This is a genomic window from Pseudomonas sp. FW305-3-2-15-C-LB1, from assembly GCF_058787615.1.
The window spans coordinates 271200-290240 of sequence record NZ_JBYSZX010000003.1; the positions used below are offsets into that span (position 1 = coordinate 271200).

Consider the following 19041-nt stretch of genomic DNA (forward strand, 5'->3'; position numbering starts at 1 on the left):
CAACAGCGCGGCCGGCGGTAAACCGATGGTGTGCGGCGGGGTGTCGCATCGGCACAGCAGCGTGTCGCGCCATCAACAACCGAACAACCGTTTGAACCCGGAAAACCGCAGGCTTTGCGTAAAAAAGGGCGCGATGGTGCCAGCTTTGGCCGGGTGTTGGAAGGGTTAACCGGGCAAACGGTGCTTATCAGCCCTTTTATGGAGCGTCACGTACTTTTTGTGTGTGTTTATGGTGCGTTTATTCGTCTTGAATGTGAGTCGCACGGTAACGCTATAGCGGAATGCCATTGTTCTCAATGACTTGCGATGGTTGTTGAATCGTCCTACAGCCCGCGTCAATCGTGGCTCTGTAACATTTTGGCGCAAATCTTGCGTAAAAAATAAAGAACGCCCTGTTGGTTTCTTTTCACGAGAAAGATCCCGGGCCGGGTGGACCGTTTTCGCAATTCCTCGCAAAGGTGTGTCAATGAGTAGTACGCAAAGCTCCAATGACCTCGAACAGGGGCTAAAACCGCGTCACGTCACCATGCTGTCGATTGCCGGCGTCATCGGTGCCGGTCTGTTTGTCGGCTCCGGCCACGCGATTGCTGCCGCCGGCCCGGCCGTACTGCTGGCGTATGCCGCAGCGGGCACGCTGGTGGTATTGGTGATGCGCATGCTGGCCGAAATGGCCGTGGCGTCGCCGGACACCGGTTCGTTCTCCACTTATGCCGACCGTGCGATTGGCCATTGGGCCGGCTTTACCATCGGCTGGTTGTACTGGTGGTTCTGGGTCTTGGTGATTCCGTTGGAAGCCAACGCCGCCGCGACCATCCTGCATGCCTGGTTCCCGGATGTGGCTATCTGGGCCTTTACCCTGATCATCACCCTGCTGCTGACGGCGACCAACCTGTTCAGCGTGAAGAACTACGGCGAGTTCGAGTTCTGGTTCGCGTTGATCAAGGTCGTGGCGATCGTAGGCTTTGTAATCCTTGGCCTGGCCGCGATTTTCGGTTTCCTGCCGACCAGCCAGGTCAGCGGTGTTTCCCATCTGTTCGATACCCAGGGCTTTATGCCAAACGGCATGGGCGCCGTACTGGCTGCGATCCTGACCACCATGTTCTCGTTCATGGGTACCGAGATCGTCACCATCGCCGCCGCTGAATCGAAGAACCCAGGCCAGCAAATCACCAAGGCCACCAACTCGGTGATCTGGCGGATTGGTTTGTTCTACCTGCTGTCGATCTTCATCGTGGTGTCCCTGGTGCCTTGGAACGATCCGACCCTGGCGGCCGTGGGTTCCTACCAGACCGTGCTGGAACGCATGGGTATCCCGAATGCCAAGCTGATCGTCGACCTGGTGGTACTGGTGGCCGTGACCAGTTGCTTGAACTCGGCGCTGTATACCGCTTCGCGCATGCTGTTCTCCCTGGGGCGTCGCGGTGATGCACCGGCTGTTGCCAAGCGTACCAACAAGAGCGGCACGCCTTACTGGGCGGTATTGTTGTCCACCGGTGCGGCGTTCCTGGCGGTCTTCGCCAACTACGTGGCCCCGGCGGCGGTGTTCGAGTTCCTGCTGGCCAGCTCCGGCGCCATCGCGCTGCTGGTGTACCTGGTGATCGCAGTATCGCAACTGCGCATGCGCCAGAAGCGCACGGCGGCGGGCGAGAAGATTGTCTTCAAGATGTGGCTGTTCCCTGGCCTGACCTACGCGGTGATGGTGTTCATCGTGGGCACGTTGACCATCATGCTGTTCCAGGAAGCGCATCGGGTCGAGATCATTGCGACCGGTGTGCTGAGCTTGCTGGTAGTAGCGGCGGGCCTGATGGTGGCGAGTCGCCGCAAGGCGCAGCGAGTGGGCGCTGCGGTACTTAGCTGACCCAATGTGGGAGGGGCAGGCCCCTCCCACTTTGTTTTCGCGTCAGGCTTCTGGGGTGATCAGCGCCTGAGACGCCGCGACGTAATCCGCCTGGAACTGCGGCGACTCGATCCACGCCAATGCAGCCGCCTCATCATCGGTATCCGTCGCCCACTGTCGATACTCGATCAGCGCCGCCAGGATGAAATCGGTGGCTTGCTCTTCGCCTTCCTGCTCCAGCACCAGCGCCAACAGCGGGTGCGCCAGGAATGCCGTGCACAACGCCTGCTGGCTGGTTTCGCCTGCGGTGCGCATCTCGACAAACATCTCCGTCAAATCCACCGACTCCAAGTCAATGCGGCTGTCATCGCCGGCAAACGCATCCGGTTTGGTCGCGACGGCGCGCTGGGTGCGGTTCTGCTTGGCCTTGGCCTTTGCCCGGTGGGCGCGTTTTTGCTGCTTGTTCGGCGAGGCCATGGGGTTGGCGTCCTAGGGTTCTGGATCGGGGGGAGTATTGAAGCGCAGGTTGGGGGAAATCCCAAGGGTATCTGCCGTCAATTGACCGTTTTGAAGCCACGCCAATGCAATCGGCCACAACCGGTCCTGATATTCGCTGCGGAAAAAGGCGAAATGCCCGACCTGGTTTTCGCCGATATCTTCCGGCGCTATGCGCAGGTGCGTACGCTCGCTGCCGTCAAAATAACCCAGCAGCCGCTCGATGGCCGCCACGGTGCCGAAGGGGTCATCCGTGATACTGATTGCCAGTATCTGCGCTTTCACGCGGCTGAAGGGCAGGTTGCCCAGCGCTCGACCGCTGGGGCGTGTTTCATACCGGGGCGTCGGCATGCTCCAGTCGCGCACTACGCCGGCTGGCGTATCTTCCAGCCAGCCCAGGCGCTTGCCGGGGAAGTATCCGCACAGTGCCGTCAGCAGCGGCATTACCACATGCCACTTGGCAAACATGCGCCAGCGCCCGCTTGGTGCGTAATCGCGCCAGTAGGCGAACTGTGCGCCCACCGTGACGATCCGTCGAATAACAGCACCCGACGCCGCGAGTCCTGCCGCGCAACCGCCAAAGCTGTGGCCGACTACGTCAATCGGCTGCCCTGGGAACTCCCGTTGGGCACGCGTGAGCATCGCCTCGAAATCCAGCACGCCCCAATCCGACCACGAGGCCTTGAAGTGGCGCAGCGAGCCGTTGCGGGATTCGCCGATGCCACGGTAGTCGTAGGTGATGACATCGAAGCCGTTGGCGAACAGGTAGTCGGCGAAGCGAGTGTAGTGGCGGCAGCGTACGGAGGTGGCGGCGTTGATGATCACCACCGGGCGTGCGGGGTCGGTCCTGATATGGCGCCAGGCGAAGCCGCCCAGGATATGGCCGTCGGCGGCGGGTTCCTTGAAGGGTTCGCTGTGATCGCGTGCAGGCGGGGCTGGAGGCAATTGTAAAGAGGCGTCGTTCAAATTCATTGGTTTCTCGACCTTGATCGGTTTCTTGTTTTTCTAGAAACAATTGCTCAGTTTGCCAGCACTTGCGCTGTCATTTGGTGGTTTATCAAATGACGGATTGGATCGCCTGCTTACGTCGCTCGACCTGGAGCTGGTATATACATAACCTTGCGCTCTTTCGATTCGACTAGACCACCTTATGACCCGCGATACCCTCGAACACAACCAGATTCCGATCTACCTCGTCACTGTGTTTCTGGCCGTCGTCTTCGGTCTGCTTCCCCTTTCATTCGCCCACGATCTCAGCGCACTGGTCACCCCCGCCATCGCCGTGCTGATGTACGCGATGTTCCTGCAAATACCGTTTCTGGACCTGCGCCAAGGCTTGGGTAACAAGCGCTTCCTGTCGGCATTGCTGCTGGCCAACTTCATCCTGGTGCCCTTGCTGGTATGGGCGCTGACCCAAAGCCTGGTCGGGCGCCCGGCGTTGCTGGTGGGTGCGTTGCTGGTGTTGCTGACGCCTTGCATCGACTACGTGGTGGTGTTTACGCATATCGGCAAGGGCGACTCACGGCTGATGCTGGCGGCCACGCCAGTGCTGTTGCTGCTGCAGTTGGCGCTGTTGCCGTTGTACTTGGGGTTGATGCTGGGGCCGCAGTCTGAGGTCGTGGTGGAGGCGGGACCATTTGTCGAAGCATTCCTGTTGTTGATTGTGATGCCGATGATTCTGGCAGTGCTCACGACTTCCCTGGCGCGGCGATCATCTGTCGTCAATGCGTGGAGCAGCGCCTGGGCGTGGCTGCCCGTGCCGGCGATGGCGCTGGTGTTGTTTGTGGTGATCGGTTCGCAAATCACTTCCGTGGTGCGGGATATCAACCTGCTGTTGCCGGTGATTCCGGTGTATATCGGCTTTCTGCTGTTGGCGCCGTTGATGGGTGCGCTGGCGTCGCGGCTGTTTGCGCTCCCGGCCGCAACGGCGCGGGCGGTAACATTCAGCGCATCGACACGCAATTCGTTGGTGGTGCTGCCCTTGGCGCTGGCCCTTCCCGACGATGTGCGCGGGTTGGCGGCGACGGCGGTGATCCTGCAAACCCTGGTCGAACTGGTCGGGGAGTTGATTTACGTGCGGCTGATCCCGAAGTGGGTGTGGCCCGCAGGTCGGTAGGCGCACAAATCTTCCAGTCTGTTCAGGCGCTATTCAGCAGGGCGGTCGGCACCATAAGTCGGCGCCCCTTACCTGACAGGTCAACCGATGGATCACCGCAACCGTTTTCGCCTGGAATCCTCAGGGATTTTCCTCTTCGCTCTATTGTTGTTCACCCTGGGCATCTGGGATCAACAGCCCCAAGGGTTTGATGGGCGATGGGCGCTGTTCCTGCAAGAGATGTTTCGCCATGGCGTGAGCTTTTTCCCGACCACCTATGGCCTGCCCTACGCGGATTATCCCGGCACCGCGACCTTCTTCAGTTATGTATTTGCCAGGCTGTTCGGTGCGCCCAACCATCTGGCGAATATCCTGCCGACCGCCCTGGCTTCTGCTGGCGTAGTCGCGGTGATCTATCGCTTGCTGGTGCCTGCGAGCCGGCCGTGGGCACTGCTCACGGTGCTGCTGACGTTGCTCACCACCCAACTGCTCGAAAAGTCCCGCTCGGTATGCCTGGACCAGATGGTGGCGTTGCTCTGTGTAGGCAGTTTCTACCTGCTGCACAGCGGCGGACGCTGGAGGCGGCTTGCGGTGTTCCCGCTGTTTGTCCTGGGTTTTGCGATACGCGGGCCATTGGGGTTGATCGAGGTCTGTGGTGTGGTGTGTGTGTATTGGGCGCTGGCCAAGCCTGGCGAGCGTGTGAAACAGGTGCTGATTCACGGCATCGTCGGCGTGGTGCTGCTGGCAGCCTGTTGGTGGCTGCTGGTGAAGCTGGCGCGCATCAGTGGGGGCGACGCGTTTGCCGATGAGGTGTTCAAGATGCAGGTCGGCGGGCGCCTGGATGAAACCGGAGAGCCGTTCTACTTCTATTTCCAGCTGAGTCTGTACCGCTATTTTCCGGTGGTGCCATTGGCGCTCGCCACGATGATTGCCCTGCGTCATCGCTGGCCCGAGCGGTTTGAGGGCGACATGCAACTGGTCGCGCGGCTGGGTGCCTGCGGCTTGATGATCTTGCTCGGGCTGTCGATACCGCACTTCAAGCGCGCTTATTACATCCTGCCCATGGTGCCGATGTTCGCGGCTGTCGCGGCCTATGGGCTGCTCCAGGCGCAAGGCTGGCTCACGGGCGTGCGCCGCTGCTACGAAGCGCTTGTCGTCGCGCTGCCGGCGTTGTGCGTGGTTGCGATCTTTGTGTGTCGGCATGGCTGGCAGAAGCACGGTTACTGGCCGGCGGTTTCACTGCCGCTGCTGATTGGCGGGCTGGTGGTGCTGCAGGTGGCGGCGCTGATCGCCTGGCATCGGGGAGGGCGGTTGGTGTGGCTCAGCCTGATCGCGTTGATGGCGCAGTGGGTGGTGTTGGTCACTGTGGTGGAGCCCTCCAAGGATATGCAGTTCGATACCCGGAAGTTTGTCGGCCAGGTGGAGGCGTTGCGTGCCGCGCAGCCGGGGCCGCTGGTGTTCATCAATCTCGGCCGAGACACTTGGGCGGTGCGCTACATGATGAACCTGGACCATGATGAGCAACCGATCTTTATCGAAGGCAGCGAAATAGAGCGACTGGGGACTTTGCCTCGACCCGCCTGGGCAATTGTGTCGCGCAAGGAAACCGCGTTGCTGCAAGGAACGCCTCTGGAGAAGCAGACGCCAAGGTTTGAAGGGCGGCTGAACGACAATCCGCTGATGGTGTTCTTGTTGAAGTAATAGAGGTCGTTCGTTTCGGGGTGGCGTAGGCCGCCCCTGGACAACGCAATAAACGACAGACAACAAAAAACCCGCACTAGGCGGGTTTTTGTGTGTTTCAAATGACGTTTGCACCACTTGAAACTGAATAGTGGTGCCCAGAGACGGAATCGAACCGCCGACACGGGGATTTTCAATCCCCTGCTCTACCGACTGAGCTATCTGGGCAACGGGGCGCATTAAACGGGTTTTTCAGGGGGTCGTCAAGCAAGTTTTCGAAAAATATTTAATTATTACCGTCGCTTACGTGCCGGCCCCGGTTTTTGATCAATTATTGAGCAGGCGGCACGTAGCCGTCGGCCTTGGCGTATTCCTCGCCGGAAAAGAACTTGTCCATCTCGCCCGCCAGGTATTTGCGATCTTCGGCGTTCATCATGTTCAGGCGTTTTTCGTTGATCAGCAGGGTCTGATGTTTCAACCAGTCGCCCCAGGCTTTGGCCGAGACATGTTCGAAAATGTCCTGGCCCTTGGCGCCTGGATACGGAGGGCGTTCCAGGCCGGGCAATTCTTCTTTGTACTTGCGGCACATGATGGTGCGGGTCATGACGACACTCCTGCATTCAATACGTCGGCCGCGCGTTTCAGCAGTTTTTTTACCGGGGCGGCAAGGCCCAGGCGCGGCGGGGTGGCGAGGTTATACCAGAGCCAGTCGGCCTCGGCCACGTGATGGGCGGTTTCCTCGACCTGGATCAGCCAGGGTTCGATGGCGAGCTGGAAGTGGCTGAAGGTGTGGATCAACCCCGGCAGCGCCTGTTGGTTGCCCAGTTCCAGCGCATGCTGGTGGGCCAGGTGTTCCAGGTCTTGCAGGTCATCCAGCTCCGGCAAACTCCACAGGCCGCCCCACAGCCCGGTGGAAGGGCGACGGTAAAGCAGGATCGCGCCCTCGGCATTCGCCAGCATCGGCATCAGCGTGCGCTTTTGCGGGATGGTCTTGCGCGGCTTGGGGATCGGATAGCGCGTCTCCAGGCCGAGCATGTGGGCTTCACAATGTTTTTCCAGCGGGCACAGCAGGCAGCTGGGCTTGCTGCGGGTGCAGAGGGTGGCGCCCATGTCCATCATCGCCTGGGTGTAGGCGTTGACGCGGGTCTGGGGCGTGAAGCGCTCTGCGGTGGCCCACAGCTGCTTGGCCACCTTGGGTTCGCCGGGGTAGCCCTCCTGTGCGGTAAACCGCGCCAGCACGCGCTTGACGTTGCCGTCGAGGATCGGCGCACGCAGGCCCATGCTCAGGCTGGCAATCGCGCCGGCGGTGGACAGGCCGATACCGGGCAGCTCGGTGAGCTTTTCGACATCCCTGGGAAACTCGCCACCGTACTCGGCCACGACAATCTTCGCGGTCTTTTGCAGGTTGCGCGCCCGGGTGTAGTAACCCAGGCCGGTCCACAGGTGCAGCACTTCATCTTCCGGCGCGGCGGCCAAGGCTTCGACCGTTGGCAATGACGCCATGAAGCGGTCGAAGTAATTGAGCACCGTGCTGACCTGGGTCTGCTGCAGCATGATCTCCGAGACCCACACCCGATAAGGCGTGATGCCCTGTTGCCAGGGCAGGTCATGGCGACCGTGGCGGTCGTACCAATTGAGCACGGCCTCTGAAAACTGCTCGTTTCTCATCGCTTGAACAGACCCTTCAATGCATCTTTCAACTGCGGGTTCACCTTGTCGAGCTTCTCTTCCAGCTTGTCGCTGAGCTTGTTGCCGGCCGCCTTGATGGCGACCTGGGTCAAGCCGTCCTTGTCCAGGCGGCAGGCCTTGGCGCCCAGCTCCAGCGGGCCACGGCAGCGCAGCGGCACTTCGATGCCCTGGAAGTTGGAGCCGACCTGGCAGGCAGGGTCCGGCGTTTCGCGCTGGTCGCCCTCGACAATGATGCCGACGCGGTAGTCCATGCCCAGCACGCGCAAGTCCACATCACCGTTACCGTTGACGGTCAGGCCCGGGATGCGCACTTTCAGGTCCGGGTTGCTGGCTACACCGTTACGCAAGGTCAGGTTGCCTTTCAGCTCCTGGAACGGCGTGTCCTTGCCTGACGGCGTGCTGCTCAGCGTCTTGCGGTTGAGCAGGGCAATGCCGGTGCACAGTTGTTGCTCAAGGTTGGCGTTGAGCAGCACGCCGTTGTTGATCACGAAACTGGCGGTGCCGTTGAGGCTGTCGATCAGGGCTTTCTGGCTGTTGCCGCGGCCTGTGAGGTTGCTGTCCAGGGTGATCTGGCCTTTTACCGGCGGGTTCTGCCCCTGGGCCTGCAGGATGCGCTCGACCGGCACCTGCTTGATCCGGCTCTGCAACGCCAGCACCGGAATATCCTGGCGCACATCGAGGCTGCCGTTGGCCTGGAAGGTGCCGTTGTAGAGACCGCCGCTCAAGGTGTCGAGCTTGAGTTGGCCGTCGAGGCCGGACGCTTTGAGCGCCGCATTCTGGATCGGCAATTTGCTCAGGGTCAGTTGACCGAAGGCGAGGTCGGCATCCACGTCCAGCGTGCGCAGGCGCGTCAATGGCAGCAGCTTGTCGGTGCTCCAGGCGCCCTTGGTCGGGGCGTCGGGCAATGGCGTGGTGCCGCCGGCGGCCATGGCACCGGCTTCGCTGTTCTGCACCTCGGCCTGGCGTGCGGCGCTTGCACCCTTGGCGGATTCGGACTTGGCCGGCAGGTAGTTGTCGGCGTTGAATGTATCGCCCTTGAGCTGCACGCGCAGCGACTGTTTGGCGAAATCGTCCACCGCCAGGCGACCGGTGAAGGTGCTGCCGTCGAGTTTCAGGTTCAGGTCTTCCAGCGCCAGGCTGGTCGGGGTGCCCTTGAGGCGGCTGACCAGTTCGACCTTGCTCAGGCTGCCCTCGGCCATCGGTGGCAGGGGGTGGCCGACGCTGTCGAGGAACTTGGCCAGGTCGAACTGGGCAATGGACAGGGCGCCGCTGAGCTGCGGGGTCTTGTCCAGGTCGTTGACCTTAAGCTCGCCCAAGGCGCGCAACTGGTTGGCCGAGAGCTTCAGGTTGGTCCATTCGGCGATATTGGCCGCCTGGTCCACCAGCAGTTGGCCCTGGGTGGAGAAGGTCACGGTCTTGCCTTGCAGCGGTTCGCCCGTGGCTTCGCCGGTGATCTTCATGTCTTCCAGCTGATAACGCTTGAGGGCGCGCTGGATGCGCAGGTTGCCGTTGAGTTCGGTCTTGACGCGCATCACCGGCTGGTTGGTGCCGAAGAAGGCAGTGAGCTTCACCGGAATACTGGCGCCTTCGTGCACGGCGCCGGCGCTCAGCTGGATGCTTTCGGCGCTGAACTGCTTGCCGGTCTGCTCGTCGTTGTATTCGATGCGGGCGTTGTTGATGGTCAGGCTGTCGATGTCCAGCCGGATAGGTTTCGAGGGTTTCTCCGGCTCGGGCTCGGCGGCCTGTTCCGCGGCAGCGGGTGCGCTGGCGCTCGGCTCATTGGCGTTCTTGCCGATGTCTTCCCAATCGCCATGGCCTTGTTTGTCGCGGTTCAGGCGCAGGTTGAGGCCTTCGACACGCACATCGCTCATCTGCACTTCACGACGCAGCAGCGGTAAAACCCGTACCGACAGGCCGAGCATCTGCAAGTCGGCGAACGGTTTGGTCGGGTTGGTCAGGGTCGCCACGCTGGCTTCGTGCAGTTCCAGCCCGAGCCAGGGGAACAGGCTCCAGCCGATATCGCCATTGAGCGTCAGCTCGATGTGGGCCTTGTCGCGGGCAATCTGGCGGATCTCATCTTTATAGTCGTTGGGATCGAAGAGGTGGGTCAGGGCAAAGCCCAGGGCCACAATGATCAGCAACAGCCCGAGAAGTACCAGACCCAGGATTTTGCCGAACGCTTTCATGGGCGAGTCCTTGTATGTCGATTTCAAAATTTAGCCGCAGAGTATAACGCCCGACGGCCTGCGTCAGTGCCCCGATCGTTACATTGTATCCAGGGGCCGGGAAACGGGTTTTTGACGTCAAACAAAGCAGATTTCCTGAAAAAGGTGATGGCAGTTTGGTTTTTCTGTCATCCACAGATGCTAATCTCTGCATGTTCGTCCGCCTTCTGCGACTTAACGTCGCGCCTAAAACGGAGCTTCACTCAACAAAACGGCCGCGCTTTGCGTGCAAGGCCGAGGGAGAGAGCGCCTGACGGACACATACTAACAACTGGGGGAAACACCAATGAGCACTAGCACTGCGGCAGCTTCATCTGCCGCGCAGCCTGCGTTCCTGTCCAAGGAACGTATTATCGCCAAGCCCGGCTTCAACCGCTGGCTGGTTCCGCCGGCCGCCTTGGCCATCCACCTGTGCATCGGCATGGCCTACGGCTTCTCGGTGTTCTGGCTGCCACTGTCCAAAGCGCTGGGTATCACCAAACCGGTCGCCTGCGCGCCGGACATGAGCTTTATCGCTCAAGTCTTTTCGTCCCAATGCGACTGGCCCATCTCCATGCTGGGCTGGATCTACACGCTGTTCTTCATCTTCCTGGGCTGCTCGGCAGCGATCTGGGGCGGCTGGCTGGAACATGCCGGGCCACGCAAGGCGGGCGTTGTTTCGGCGCTGTGCTGGTGTGGCGGCCTGTTGATTTCGGCGTTGGGGATCTATACCCACCAGATCTGGCTGATGTGGATCGGCTCCGGGGTCATTGGCGGTATCGGCCTGGGCCTGGGCTATATCTCGCCCGTGTCGACCCTGATCAAGTGGTTCCCGGACAAGCGCGGGATGGCCACCGGCATGGCGATCATGGGCTTCGGCGGTGGCGCGATGGTGGGTGCCCCGTTGGCAGCGGCATTGATGGGTCACTTTGCTACGCCCACCAGCGTGGGCGTGTGGCAGAGCTTCCTGGTGATGGCCGCGATCTACTTCGTGTTCATGATCGGTGGCGCCTTGTCCTACCGCGTCCCGCCGACCGGCTGGAAGCCTGAAGGCTGGACCGCGCCGGCGAAAAAAGCCAGCAATGCAATGATCACCCACCGTCACGTACACGTGAACGTGGCGTGGAAAACCCCGCAATTCCGCCTGGTATGGCTGGTGCTGTGCCTGAACGTGTCCGCCGGTATCGGCATCCTCGGCATGGCTTCGCCCCTGCTGCAGGAAGTGTTCGGCGGCAAGTTGCTGGGTGTGGATGTGCCATTCGGCCAGCTGGACGCCGGTCAACTGGCCTCCATCGCCGCCATTGCGGCGGGCTTCACTGGCCTGTTGAGCCTGTTCAACATCGGTGGCCGGTTCTTCTGGGCGTCGTTCTCCGACTACCTGGGCCGCAAAAACACCTACTTCGTGTTCTTCGCCCTGGGCTTTGCCCTGTACGCGCTGATCCCGAACCTGGGGCACCTGGGCAACGTGGCGCTGTTCGTGGCGGCGTTCTGCATCATCCTGTCGATGTACGGTGGTGGTTTTGCGACCGTCCCGGCCTACCTGGCCGACCTGTTCGGTACGCAAATGGTCGGCGCGATCCACGGTCGCCTGTTGACCGCCTGGGCGGCGGCTGGTGTGTTGGGCCCGGTGTTGGTGAACTACCTGCGTGAGTATCAACTGAGCATCGGCGTTGAACGCGCTGCGGCCTATGACATCACCTTGTACATCCTCGCTGGCCTGCTGGTGCTGGGCTTCATCTGCAACCTGCTGGTCCGCCCGGTGGCGGACAAGTACTTCATGACCGACGCCGAACTGGCCGCCGAACAGGCGCTGGGCCATGACAAAGGCGCGGATGCCACCACTTCCCTGGAGTGGAAAGCAGCCCCTGGCACCGTGCCATTGGCGATCGCTGCCTGGCTGGTGGTGGGTATTCCGTTGGCGTGGGGTGTGTGGGTGACCCTGCAGAAGACCGCAGTCCTGTTCCACTAACACCGCAAAAATTTTGTGGGCGCGGTTCCTGTGGGAGCCGGGCTTGCCCGCGATGGCATCACCTCGGTGCAACTGAAACGCCGAGGTGCCTGCATCGCAGGCAAGCCAGCTCCACAAAAGCTGGTTCTCACATGTATGCACATGTCTATCCCCGACACTCCATCAGTCTTATCCCCTCCGATGTTTCTGTTTGGCGCCCGCGCCCCTATAATGGCTGCCTTTTTCGCCCAATGATTTTGCGGAGCTGGTGATGGCCGAACGTAAGGCGTCCGTCGAGCGCGACACTCTGGAAACCCAGATCAAAGCCTCGATCAACCTGGATGGCACCGGAAAGGCCCGATTTGATATCGGTGTTCCTTTTCTTGAGCACATGCTGGACCAGATCGCCCGTCACGGGCTGATCGACCTGGATATCGTCAGCAAGGGCGACCTGCATATCGACGACCACCACACGGTGGAAGACGTCGGTATCACCCTCGGCCAGGCGTTTGCCAAGGCCATCGGCGACAAGAAAGGCATCCGTCGCTACGGCCATGCCTATGTCCCGCTGGACGAAGCGCTGTCGCGTGTGGTCATCGACTTCTCCGGCCGTCCAGGCCTGCAGATGCACGTGCCCTACACCCGCGCCACCGTGGGCGGCTTCGACGTCGACCTGTTCCAGGAGTTCTTCCAGGGGTTCGTCAACCACGCGCTTGTCAGCCTGCACATCGACAACCTGCGCGGCACCAACACCCACCACCAGATCGAAACCGTGTTCAAGGCTTTCGGCCGCGCCCTGCGCATGGCTGTGGAGCTGGATGAGCGCATGGCCGGGCAAATGCCTTCGACCAAGGGCGTCCTGTAATGCAGACGGTCGCGGTTATCGATTACGGCATGGGTAACCTGCACTCGGTGGCCAAGGCCCTCGAGCATGTAGGGGCCGGCAAGGTACTGATCACCAGCGATGCCAACGTGATTCGCGAAGCCGATCGCGTGGTGTTTCCCGGCGTCGGCGCGATTCGCGATTGCATGGCCGAGATTCGCCGCCTGGGCTTTGACAGCCTGGTGCGCGAAGTCAGCCAGGACCGTCCCTTCCTCGGCATCTGCGTGGGCATGCAAGCCTTGCTCGACCGCAGTGAAGAGAATGAGGGCGTCGACTGCATCGGCCTGTTCCCTGGGCAAGTGAAGTTCTTCGGCAAAGACCTGCATGAAGACGGCGCTCACCTGAAAGTCCCGCACATGGGCTGGAACGAAGTCAGCCAGGCGGTGGATCACCCGCTGTGGCACGACATTCCGGACATGGCGCGCTTCTACTTCGTGCACAGCTACTACATTGCCGCCGGTAAGCCGGGCCAGGTGGTGGGTGGCGGGCACTACGGCGTCGACTTCGCCGCTGCACTGGCCGAAGGCTCGCGGTTTGCCGTGCAGTTCCACCCGGAGAAGAGCCATACCCATGGCCTGCAATTGCTGCAGAACTTCGCCGCCTGGGACGGGCGCTGGTAATGGCCAGGAAGCCGAAGCAGCCGGTCTTGAACCTCACGCCTGAACAGGAGAGTGAGGCTACCCTCAAGATCAAGCGTTTCATGGAAGATCGCTTCGAGCTCAAGCTGGGGTCGTTCGAGGTCGCCGAGATCCTCGAACTGTTCACCACCGAAGTGGCTCCGCACTATTACAACAGGGCGATTTTCGATGCGCAGACGCTCCTTAAAGAAAGGTTCGAAAGCATCGAAAGCGACCTGTGGTCGCTTGAGAAACCCTGATTTCCCAAGCATTGCTGAATATCGAATAAGGTTTGCCAGATGCTGATTATCCCCGCTATCGATCTCAAGGACGGTGCCTGCGTACGTCTGCGCCAAGGCCGCATGGAAGACTCCACCGTGTTCTCCGATGACCCGGTGAGCATGGCCGCCAAATGGGTGGAAGGGGGCTGCCGTCGTCTGCATCTGGTGGACTTGAACGGCGCCTTCGAAGGCCAGCCGGTGAACGGTGAAGTGGTCACCGCCATTGCCAAGCGTTACCCGAACCTGCCGATCCAGATCGGTGGCGGTATTCGCTCCCTGGAAACCATCGAGCACTACGTCAAGGCCGGCGTGAGCTACGTGATCATCGGCACCAAGGCGGTGAAAGACCCGGCGTTCGTCGCCGAAGCCTGCCGCGCGTTCCCGGGCAAAGTGATCGTGGGCCTGGACGCCAAGGACGGTTTCGTCGCCACCGACGGCTGGGCTGAAATCAGCACGGTGCAGGTGATAGACCTGGCCAGGCAGTTTGAAGCCGACGGCGTCTCCGCCATCGTTTATACCGACATCGCCAAAGACGGCATGATGCAGGGCTGCAACGTGCCATTCACCGCTGCGCTGGCGGCCGCCACGAAGATCCCGGTGATCGCTTCCGGCGGCATCCACAACCTGGGCGACATCAAGTCGCTGCTGGACGCCAAGGCGCCCGGCATCATCGGCGCCATCACCGGCCGTGCTATCTACGAAGGGACCCTGGACGTCGCTGAAGCCCAGGCTTACTGCGATGCCTACAACGGCTGAGGACTGACCATGGCGCTGGCCAAACGCATCATCCCTTGCCTGGACGTCGACAACGGTCGCGTGGTCAAGGGCGTCAAGTTCGAGAACATCCGCGACGCCGGTGACCCGGTGGAAATTGCCCGCCGCTACGATGAGCAAGGTGCCGACGAGATTACCTTTCTCGACATCACCGCCAGTGTCGACGGCCGCGATACCACGTTGCATACCGTCGAGCGCATGGCCAGCCAGGTCTTCATCCCGCTGACCGTGGGCGGTGGCGTGCGCACTGTGCAAGACATCCGCAACCTGCTCAATGCCGGCGCGGACAAGGTTTCGATCAACACGGCGGCGGTGTTCAACCCGGAGTTCGTGGGCGAGGCCGCACAGCACTTCGGCTCGCAATGTATCGTGGTCGCCATCGACGCCAAGAAAGTCTCCGGCCCGGGCGAAACCCCGCGCTGGGAGATCTTCACCCACGGCGGTCGCAAGCCGACCGGCCTGGACGCGGTGGAGTGGGCGATGAAGATGGAAGGCCTGGGTGCCGGTGAAATCCTGCTGACCAGCATGGACCAGGACGGCATGAAAAACGGCTTCGACCTGGGCGTGACCCGGGCCATCAGCGATGCGCTGGGCATCCCGGTGATCGCTTCCGGCGGCGTCGGCAACCTGCAGCACCTGGCCGACGGCGTGATCGAAGGCCACGCCAGCGCGGTACTGGCGGCGAGTATTTTCCACTTTGGCGAATACACCGTTCCCGAGGCCAAGGCCTACATGGCGGCGCGCGGTATCGTCGTTCGCTGAACGCTGCTGGACACCATGGCAGGCCAGAGGCACTCTCTGCGCTTGCCATGGATTCCGGTAACTTTCATGTTCAAGCACCTGCTGCTCGCCCTTGCCAGTACGTCCCTCCTGTTGACCGTTCCGGCCCGCGCCGAGGAACCGTCCGACGCCTCCCTGGTGTTGCTGACGGAAAACTTCCCGCCCTACAACATGGCGAAAAACGGCAAGAACTTCGCCAAGGACGAGAACATCGAAGGCATCGCCGTGGACATCGTGCGCGAAACCTTCAAGCGTGCGGGCATTTCCTACAATCTCACCCTGCGTTTCCCCTGGGAGCGCATCTACAAGCTCGCCCTGGAGAAACCAGGCTACGGCGTGTTCGTGATGGCGCGCCTGCCGGACCGGGAGGCGCTGTTCAAATGGGTCGGCCCCATCGGTCCGGACGATTGGGTGCTGTTGGCCAAGGCCGACAGCAAGATCCAGCTGAACGACCTTGAGCACGCGCGCCGCTACAGGATCGGTGCCTACAAGGGCGATGCCATCGCCGAGACCCTGGAAAAGCAGGGACTCAACCCGGTCGTCGTGCTGCGCGACCAGGACAACGCGCAAAAGCTGCTGGATGGCCAGATCGACCTGTGGGCCACCGGCGACCCCGCCGGGCGTTATCTGGCGCGCCAGATCGGGGTCTCCGGGCTCAAGACAATCCTGCGTTTCAACAGTGCCGAACTGTACCTGGCGCTCAACAAGCAGGTGCCGGATGAAGTAGTGAGCAGGCTTCAAGCGGCGTTGGATCAGTTACGAGACGAGGGGGTCGTGGCTGACATCATGGGGCGTTACCTCTAGTGGCGGCTCCTTTGCGGGCACGGGCTGCGGGCGCTCGGCCTCTACGGAATCGGTGGTATTTGCCTCACTGAAATACACCTGCTCGGTATTGGTGTAGGTCACTGATGTTGCCAGGGGGCTGGCATCCCTGCGCAGCAATGTGTACTCGCTTTCGACCACATAGGCTGCCACGGTCTTGTGGGCCGGGACATATGCAGCGATGTCGGTGGTTTGCGGGGCGGTCCAGCCTTTGGACGAAACGCTCGAGTGAGTGAATGCACTGCCCAGCCTTACCGAGCTTTTCGGGTTGGTTCTGAGAGAATGGCCTGTCCATGCCTCGGTCATGTCGACACCCGTGGCCCACTTGAGGAAGTTGGCTGCGAAACCGGGCGAGCCTTTGGTAATCGTCCATTTGAAGGTCTGGCTGGTGGTCGTTGGGTTGCGCGCCACATCGACCAGTACGTACTTGTCGCGTCTTTGCAGCCTGTAGAAGGGGGACCGCAAGGGTTGCTCGTCGGCTGGCAGCTCCGGGTCGGAGACTAGAAACCAGGGGAGTTGGCAGACATGCAAGGACTCTTCGGCGTCCAGGGTTGAAGGTTGCCCGTCTGCAGACGGTGCGGGCGGGGCCGGGAGCTCGTGCCCCGCCACCTCGGTCAGGGGGATATGCAAGGCATGCGCTAACCCGGGCGCTTCCGGCTTTGCATAGCCCCGCACCCCGAAAAATGTCCCTGGTGCCAGGTAAGCCTCTCCAGGATGAGCGGTCGGCGGCATGACGTCCCAGGCACTGAAGTCGATTTGGCCGCGACTGCCTTTGTCATTCCAGATGTGATCGGCAACGTAAGCCGGCACGGCCAGGTCAGCCCGCACACAGCGCACGGTGTTCAGCGAAGGCCGTTGATAGCCCACGCCGCATACGGTACCCAGGGCCACATAGCCATCAGGCGGGACCGGCTGCCAGATGGAAATATCAGCGTTGGCGCCTGTGCCGCGACTGTTCCAGACTTCTATGAAGTCTTTCGGTTGGCGAAGTGCGGTGCCGTTGGTTTTGTTGGCTTCGCTGACAACAACGACGGTCTTGCGATGATTCAAATTGTCATGGCTCGGGTGAGCGACATCTCCCAATGAGGAGAACGAGATCAAGTGATCGGCACTGGTGCTCGGGCGCCAAAAGCTGGCCGACTTTTTGGCGCCCGAGCCTTGGTCGTTCCAGAGTGGGGTGAACTCCGAAGTGAAGTTGATCAGCAGGTCTTTGACTTGGATGGGTTCCATGGGGGTACTCCTTGTGGATGGAATGGTTCTGTCTCTCGATGTGGTCGAGCCGGACCGGTTAGCGGGGTTTGAGCAAGTCCACGCGCAGTGTTGAGGGTTGGTCAGCCTGGTCGTAGGCGTAGGTGCAGATCTTGTAGGGTCTGTCCCGAACGGTGATCAGCCGTGCGTACTGCTCTGTTCGCGTGCTGGGGGAGTCATTGAGCGTGGAAAATATCTCGATAGGTTCGTCCTCCTCCTCCTCCACGGGAGGGGGCGGAAAGGCCAGGTAATCGACTGGCCTGAGGCAATCGGTCGTGGTGGCCGGGCCGAACTTGTAGGAGTAGCGATGCATGAATGGCGGCGCGAGCTTCCAGATCACGGTGTAGGCCGCCAGCCCCTGTTTATCCAGGCTGATGCTCAAGTTCGGCGTGCGTGCCGGCCCGGGTTCGGCCAGTTCCACCGCCAGGGTCAGGGCATTTTTCATCATGCCGTTGGTCGCCTGTTGTTCCTCGGAATCCAAGCCGACGATACACAGCATGTGCATACCGGTTTCCGGTCCGATGGCGTCATTCACGTACGCGTCCTGCGCCTTGATCGGGGTGCTGTAAAGCTCCGGTTTTTCGCAATCAATGGCGCGCCGAGTGGTTTTGTAGCGATAGAGCGCAGTGTTGGTCGTGAAGGAAAGGTTCCAGCGCGGCACGATATCCTTGTGTGTGCCGTCGGGTCGCTTGACGAAGTATTGCTGGATGGGGTCCGGGTGCCGAAAGGAAATGGTGGTGGTCGGGAAGAGTTCGCAGTGTTCACTGTCGGCTTTCAGAACGCCTTCGACAAAGCACCGGTTGAGGAACGTCACCGGGCTGCCGTAGTTCGTTTCGGAGTGCCAGGTGGGCATACCGTTGTTGACCTCGCAGGGCGCGTCCCTTTGGCATTTGCGTTCTTCGGTCTGGCCTGAAGTGCTGGTGCTGAGAATGCCGAAGAGCGTATTAGTCGCCCGCTCCAGCAGTGGCCCGCCGAAGCCGCCGCGGCCGATACCCTGGCATTGGTTTTTCATGGTCACCCGCCACACGAACGGCTGTTCCACCAGTTCGCGCGAGGCTTGCTGCGCGCAGGCGGAGAGATGCAGGGTGTCCCATTCCGGTGCAGCCAGCGCGAGGATATCGACCCCGTCGGCGGGGACCGCTTCGGCCAGTTTCAAAGGGGCGATGCCTGCCTTCAGCAAATCGGCAAGCGAAGCTTTCAGCTCGACGATCGCCAGGTCCACTCCCTGGCTACTGCTCCATTTCAGGGTTTTCAACGGAAAGGTCTTGAGGCTCTCCAGCGTGTCGTCGAAGTAGTTGAAGCTGATGTTGCCTTTGATATCCAGGTCTTTTTGTACCCCGCCGTTATGGCGATGAAGGCAGTGGCTGCTGGTGAGCACATAGGCCGGGCCGGACTTGCCTGCGTCGTCGCGGGTGTCCAGTAGGGAGGCGGTGCAGAGGGCCTGGGCTTCATTGCGGATGCGACCGACGCCAGTCCAATGGGCGTGCTGATGCTGCGCATTGGCGAGCATTCTGGGCGGGCTGGCGTTGGCAAGGCCTTCACCATAGTCCCTTGGTGCCGCGATAAGCAGGTTGGAAAGGCTGCAGAGCAGCAGCCCCGAAATCAAGTGGTGGAGCGTGTTCATGGCATGTCCTGAAAGAGTGAGCGCAAGGTTCGACTATTCAGGAATGTCAGCTGGGCAGTACGGT

At 61.1% G+C, this 19041-nt stretch carries 17 protein-coding genes and 1 tRNA gene; 10 read left to right on the forward strand and 8 right to left on the reverse strand.

From position 1 onward, the window contains the following. Nucleotides 1-466 precede the first annotated feature (466 nt). Entirely contained in the window at nt 467-1858 is a 1392-nt protein-coding gene (gene gabP / locus AC3WP7_RS08045; RefSeq protein WP_093121497.1) for a GABA permease, read from the forward strand. A gap of 42 nt (nt 1859-1900) precedes the next feature. Here the strand turns inward: gabP and AC3WP7_RS08050 are convergent, their stop codons facing one another. Continuing rightward, nucleotides 1901-2314, reverse strand: a complete 414-nt coding sequence (locus tag AC3WP7_RS08050) for a hypothetical protein (protein WP_071492434.1) — start codon at nt 2312-2314, stop codon at nt 1901-1903. Between the two features lie 12 nt (nt 2315-2326). Continuing rightward, nucleotides 2327-3304 carry an alpha/beta hydrolase family protein gene (locus AC3WP7_RS08055; protein WP_102591493.1) on the reverse strand — a complete coding sequence of 326 codons (978 nt, stop codon included), beginning with the start codon at nt 3302-3304 and terminating at the stop codon, nt 2327-2329. 178 nt (nt 3305-3482) lie between these two features. Here AC3WP7_RS08055 and AC3WP7_RS08060 point away from each other — a divergent pair, with 178 nt between their 5' ends. Together AC3WP7_RS08060 and AC3WP7_RS08065 are read left to right on the forward strand one after the other, a co-directional pair. Beyond that, the gene (locus AC3WP7_RS08060) at nt 3483-4448 is read left to right on the forward strand and encodes an arsenic resistance protein (RefSeq protein WP_102591494.1); all 966 of its coding nucleotides are present in this window, start codon (nt 3483-3485) and stop codon (nt 4446-4448) included. A gap of 87 nt (nt 4449-4535) precedes the next feature. Next, on the forward strand, nt 4536-6128 hold the full coding sequence (locus AC3WP7_RS08065; protein ID WP_102591495.1) for an ArnT family glycosyltransferase: 1593 nt from the start codon (nt 4536-4538) through the stop codon (nt 6126-6128). 131 nt (nt 6129-6259) lie between these two features. Here AC3WP7_RS08065 and AC3WP7_RS08070 read toward each other — a convergent pair. The 4 genes from AC3WP7_RS08070 to AC3WP7_RS08085 form a co-directional block, all read right to left on the reverse strand. Continuing rightward, nucleotides 6260-6335: transfer RNA gene (locus AC3WP7_RS08070), tRNA-Phe, on the reverse strand. A gap of 103 nt (nt 6336-6438) precedes the next feature. Further along, nucleotides 6439-6711, reverse strand: a complete 273-nt coding sequence (locus tag AC3WP7_RS08075; RefSeq protein ID WP_028615361.1) for an oxidative damage protection protein — start codon at nt 6709-6711, stop codon at nt 6439-6441. Further along, on the reverse strand, nt 6708-7775 hold the full coding sequence (mutY, locus tag AC3WP7_RS08080; RefSeq protein ID WP_071492430.1) for an A/G-specific adenine glycosylase: 1068 nt from the start codon (nt 7773-7775) through the stop codon (nt 6708-6710). Before mutY ends, AC3WP7_RS08075 begins: the two co-directional genes overlap by 4 nt. Then, a complete protein-coding gene (locus AC3WP7_RS08085; protein ID WP_102591496.1) occupies nt 7772-9982 on the reverse strand; it encodes an AsmA family protein in 2211 nt (736 codons plus the stop codon). The genes mutY and AC3WP7_RS08085 overlap by 4 nt, the downstream gene beginning before the upstream one ends. 325 nt (nt 9983-10307) lie before the next feature. On the opposite strand from AC3WP7_RS08085, the gene AC3WP7_RS08090 reads away from it, so the two are divergent. From AC3WP7_RS08090 to AC3WP7_RS08120, 7 genes are all read left to right on the forward strand, one after another. Continuing rightward, entirely contained in the window at nt 10308-11969 is a 1662-nt protein-coding gene (locus AC3WP7_RS08090) for an OFA family MFS transporter (RefSeq protein ID WP_071492428.1), read from the forward strand. Nucleotides 11970-12219: 250 nt separating this feature from the next. Then, nucleotides 12220-12813, forward strand: coding sequence for an imidazoleglycerol-phosphate dehydratase HisB (gene hisB, locus AC3WP7_RS08095; protein ID WP_017849940.1), 594 nt, complete (start codon nt 12220-12222; stop codon nt 12811-12813). Then, the gene (gene hisH / locus AC3WP7_RS08100) at nt 12813-13451 is read left to right on the forward strand and encodes an imidazole glycerol phosphate synthase subunit HisH (protein WP_071492427.1); all 639 of its coding nucleotides are present in this window, start codon (nt 12813-12815) and stop codon (nt 13449-13451) included. The genes hisB and hisH overlap by 1 nt, the downstream gene beginning before the upstream one ends. Then, nucleotides 13451-13708: a DUF2164 domain-containing protein gene (locus AC3WP7_RS08105; RefSeq protein WP_071492426.1), complete on the forward strand. Its 258-nt coding sequence runs from the start codon at nt 13451-13453 to the stop codon at nt 13706-13708. The genes hisH and AC3WP7_RS08105 overlap by 1 nt, the downstream gene beginning before the upstream one ends. A gap of 39 nt (nt 13709-13747) precedes the next feature. Further along, nucleotides 13748-14485, forward strand: coding sequence for a 1-(5-phosphoribosyl)-5-[(5-phosphoribosylamino)methylideneamino]imidazole-4-carboxamide isomerase (gene hisA / locus AC3WP7_RS08110; RefSeq protein WP_016972250.1), 738 nt, complete (start codon nt 13748-13750; stop codon nt 14483-14485). A 9-nt stretch (nt 14486-14494) separates the two neighbouring features. Then, on the forward strand, nt 14495-15265 hold the full coding sequence (hisF, locus tag AC3WP7_RS08115; RefSeq protein ID WP_003171107.1) for an imidazole glycerol phosphate synthase subunit HisF: 771 nt from the start codon (nt 14495-14497) through the stop codon (nt 15263-15265). A gap of 66 nt (nt 15266-15331) precedes the next feature. Next, the gene (locus tag AC3WP7_RS08120; protein ID WP_092246272.1) at nt 15332-16087 is read left to right on the forward strand and encodes a substrate-binding periplasmic protein; all 756 of its coding nucleotides are present in this window, start codon (nt 15332-15334) and stop codon (nt 16085-16087) included. Here the strand turns inward: AC3WP7_RS08120 and AC3WP7_RS08125 are convergent. After that, on the reverse strand, nt 16040-17335 hold the full coding sequence (locus AC3WP7_RS08125) for a Vps62-related protein (RefSeq protein WP_093121470.1): 1296 nt from the start codon (nt 17333-17335) through the stop codon (nt 16040-16042). The two genes, AC3WP7_RS08120 and AC3WP7_RS08125, sit on opposite strands and share 48 nt — an antisense overlap. A 58-nt stretch (nt 17336-17393) precedes the next feature. Next, the gene (locus AC3WP7_RS08130) at nt 17394-18977 is read right to left on the reverse strand and encodes a trypsin-like serine protease (RefSeq protein WP_102591497.1); all 1584 of its coding nucleotides are present in this window, start codon (nt 18975-18977) and stop codon (nt 17394-17396) included. Nucleotides 18978-19041: the final 64 nt, after the last annotated feature.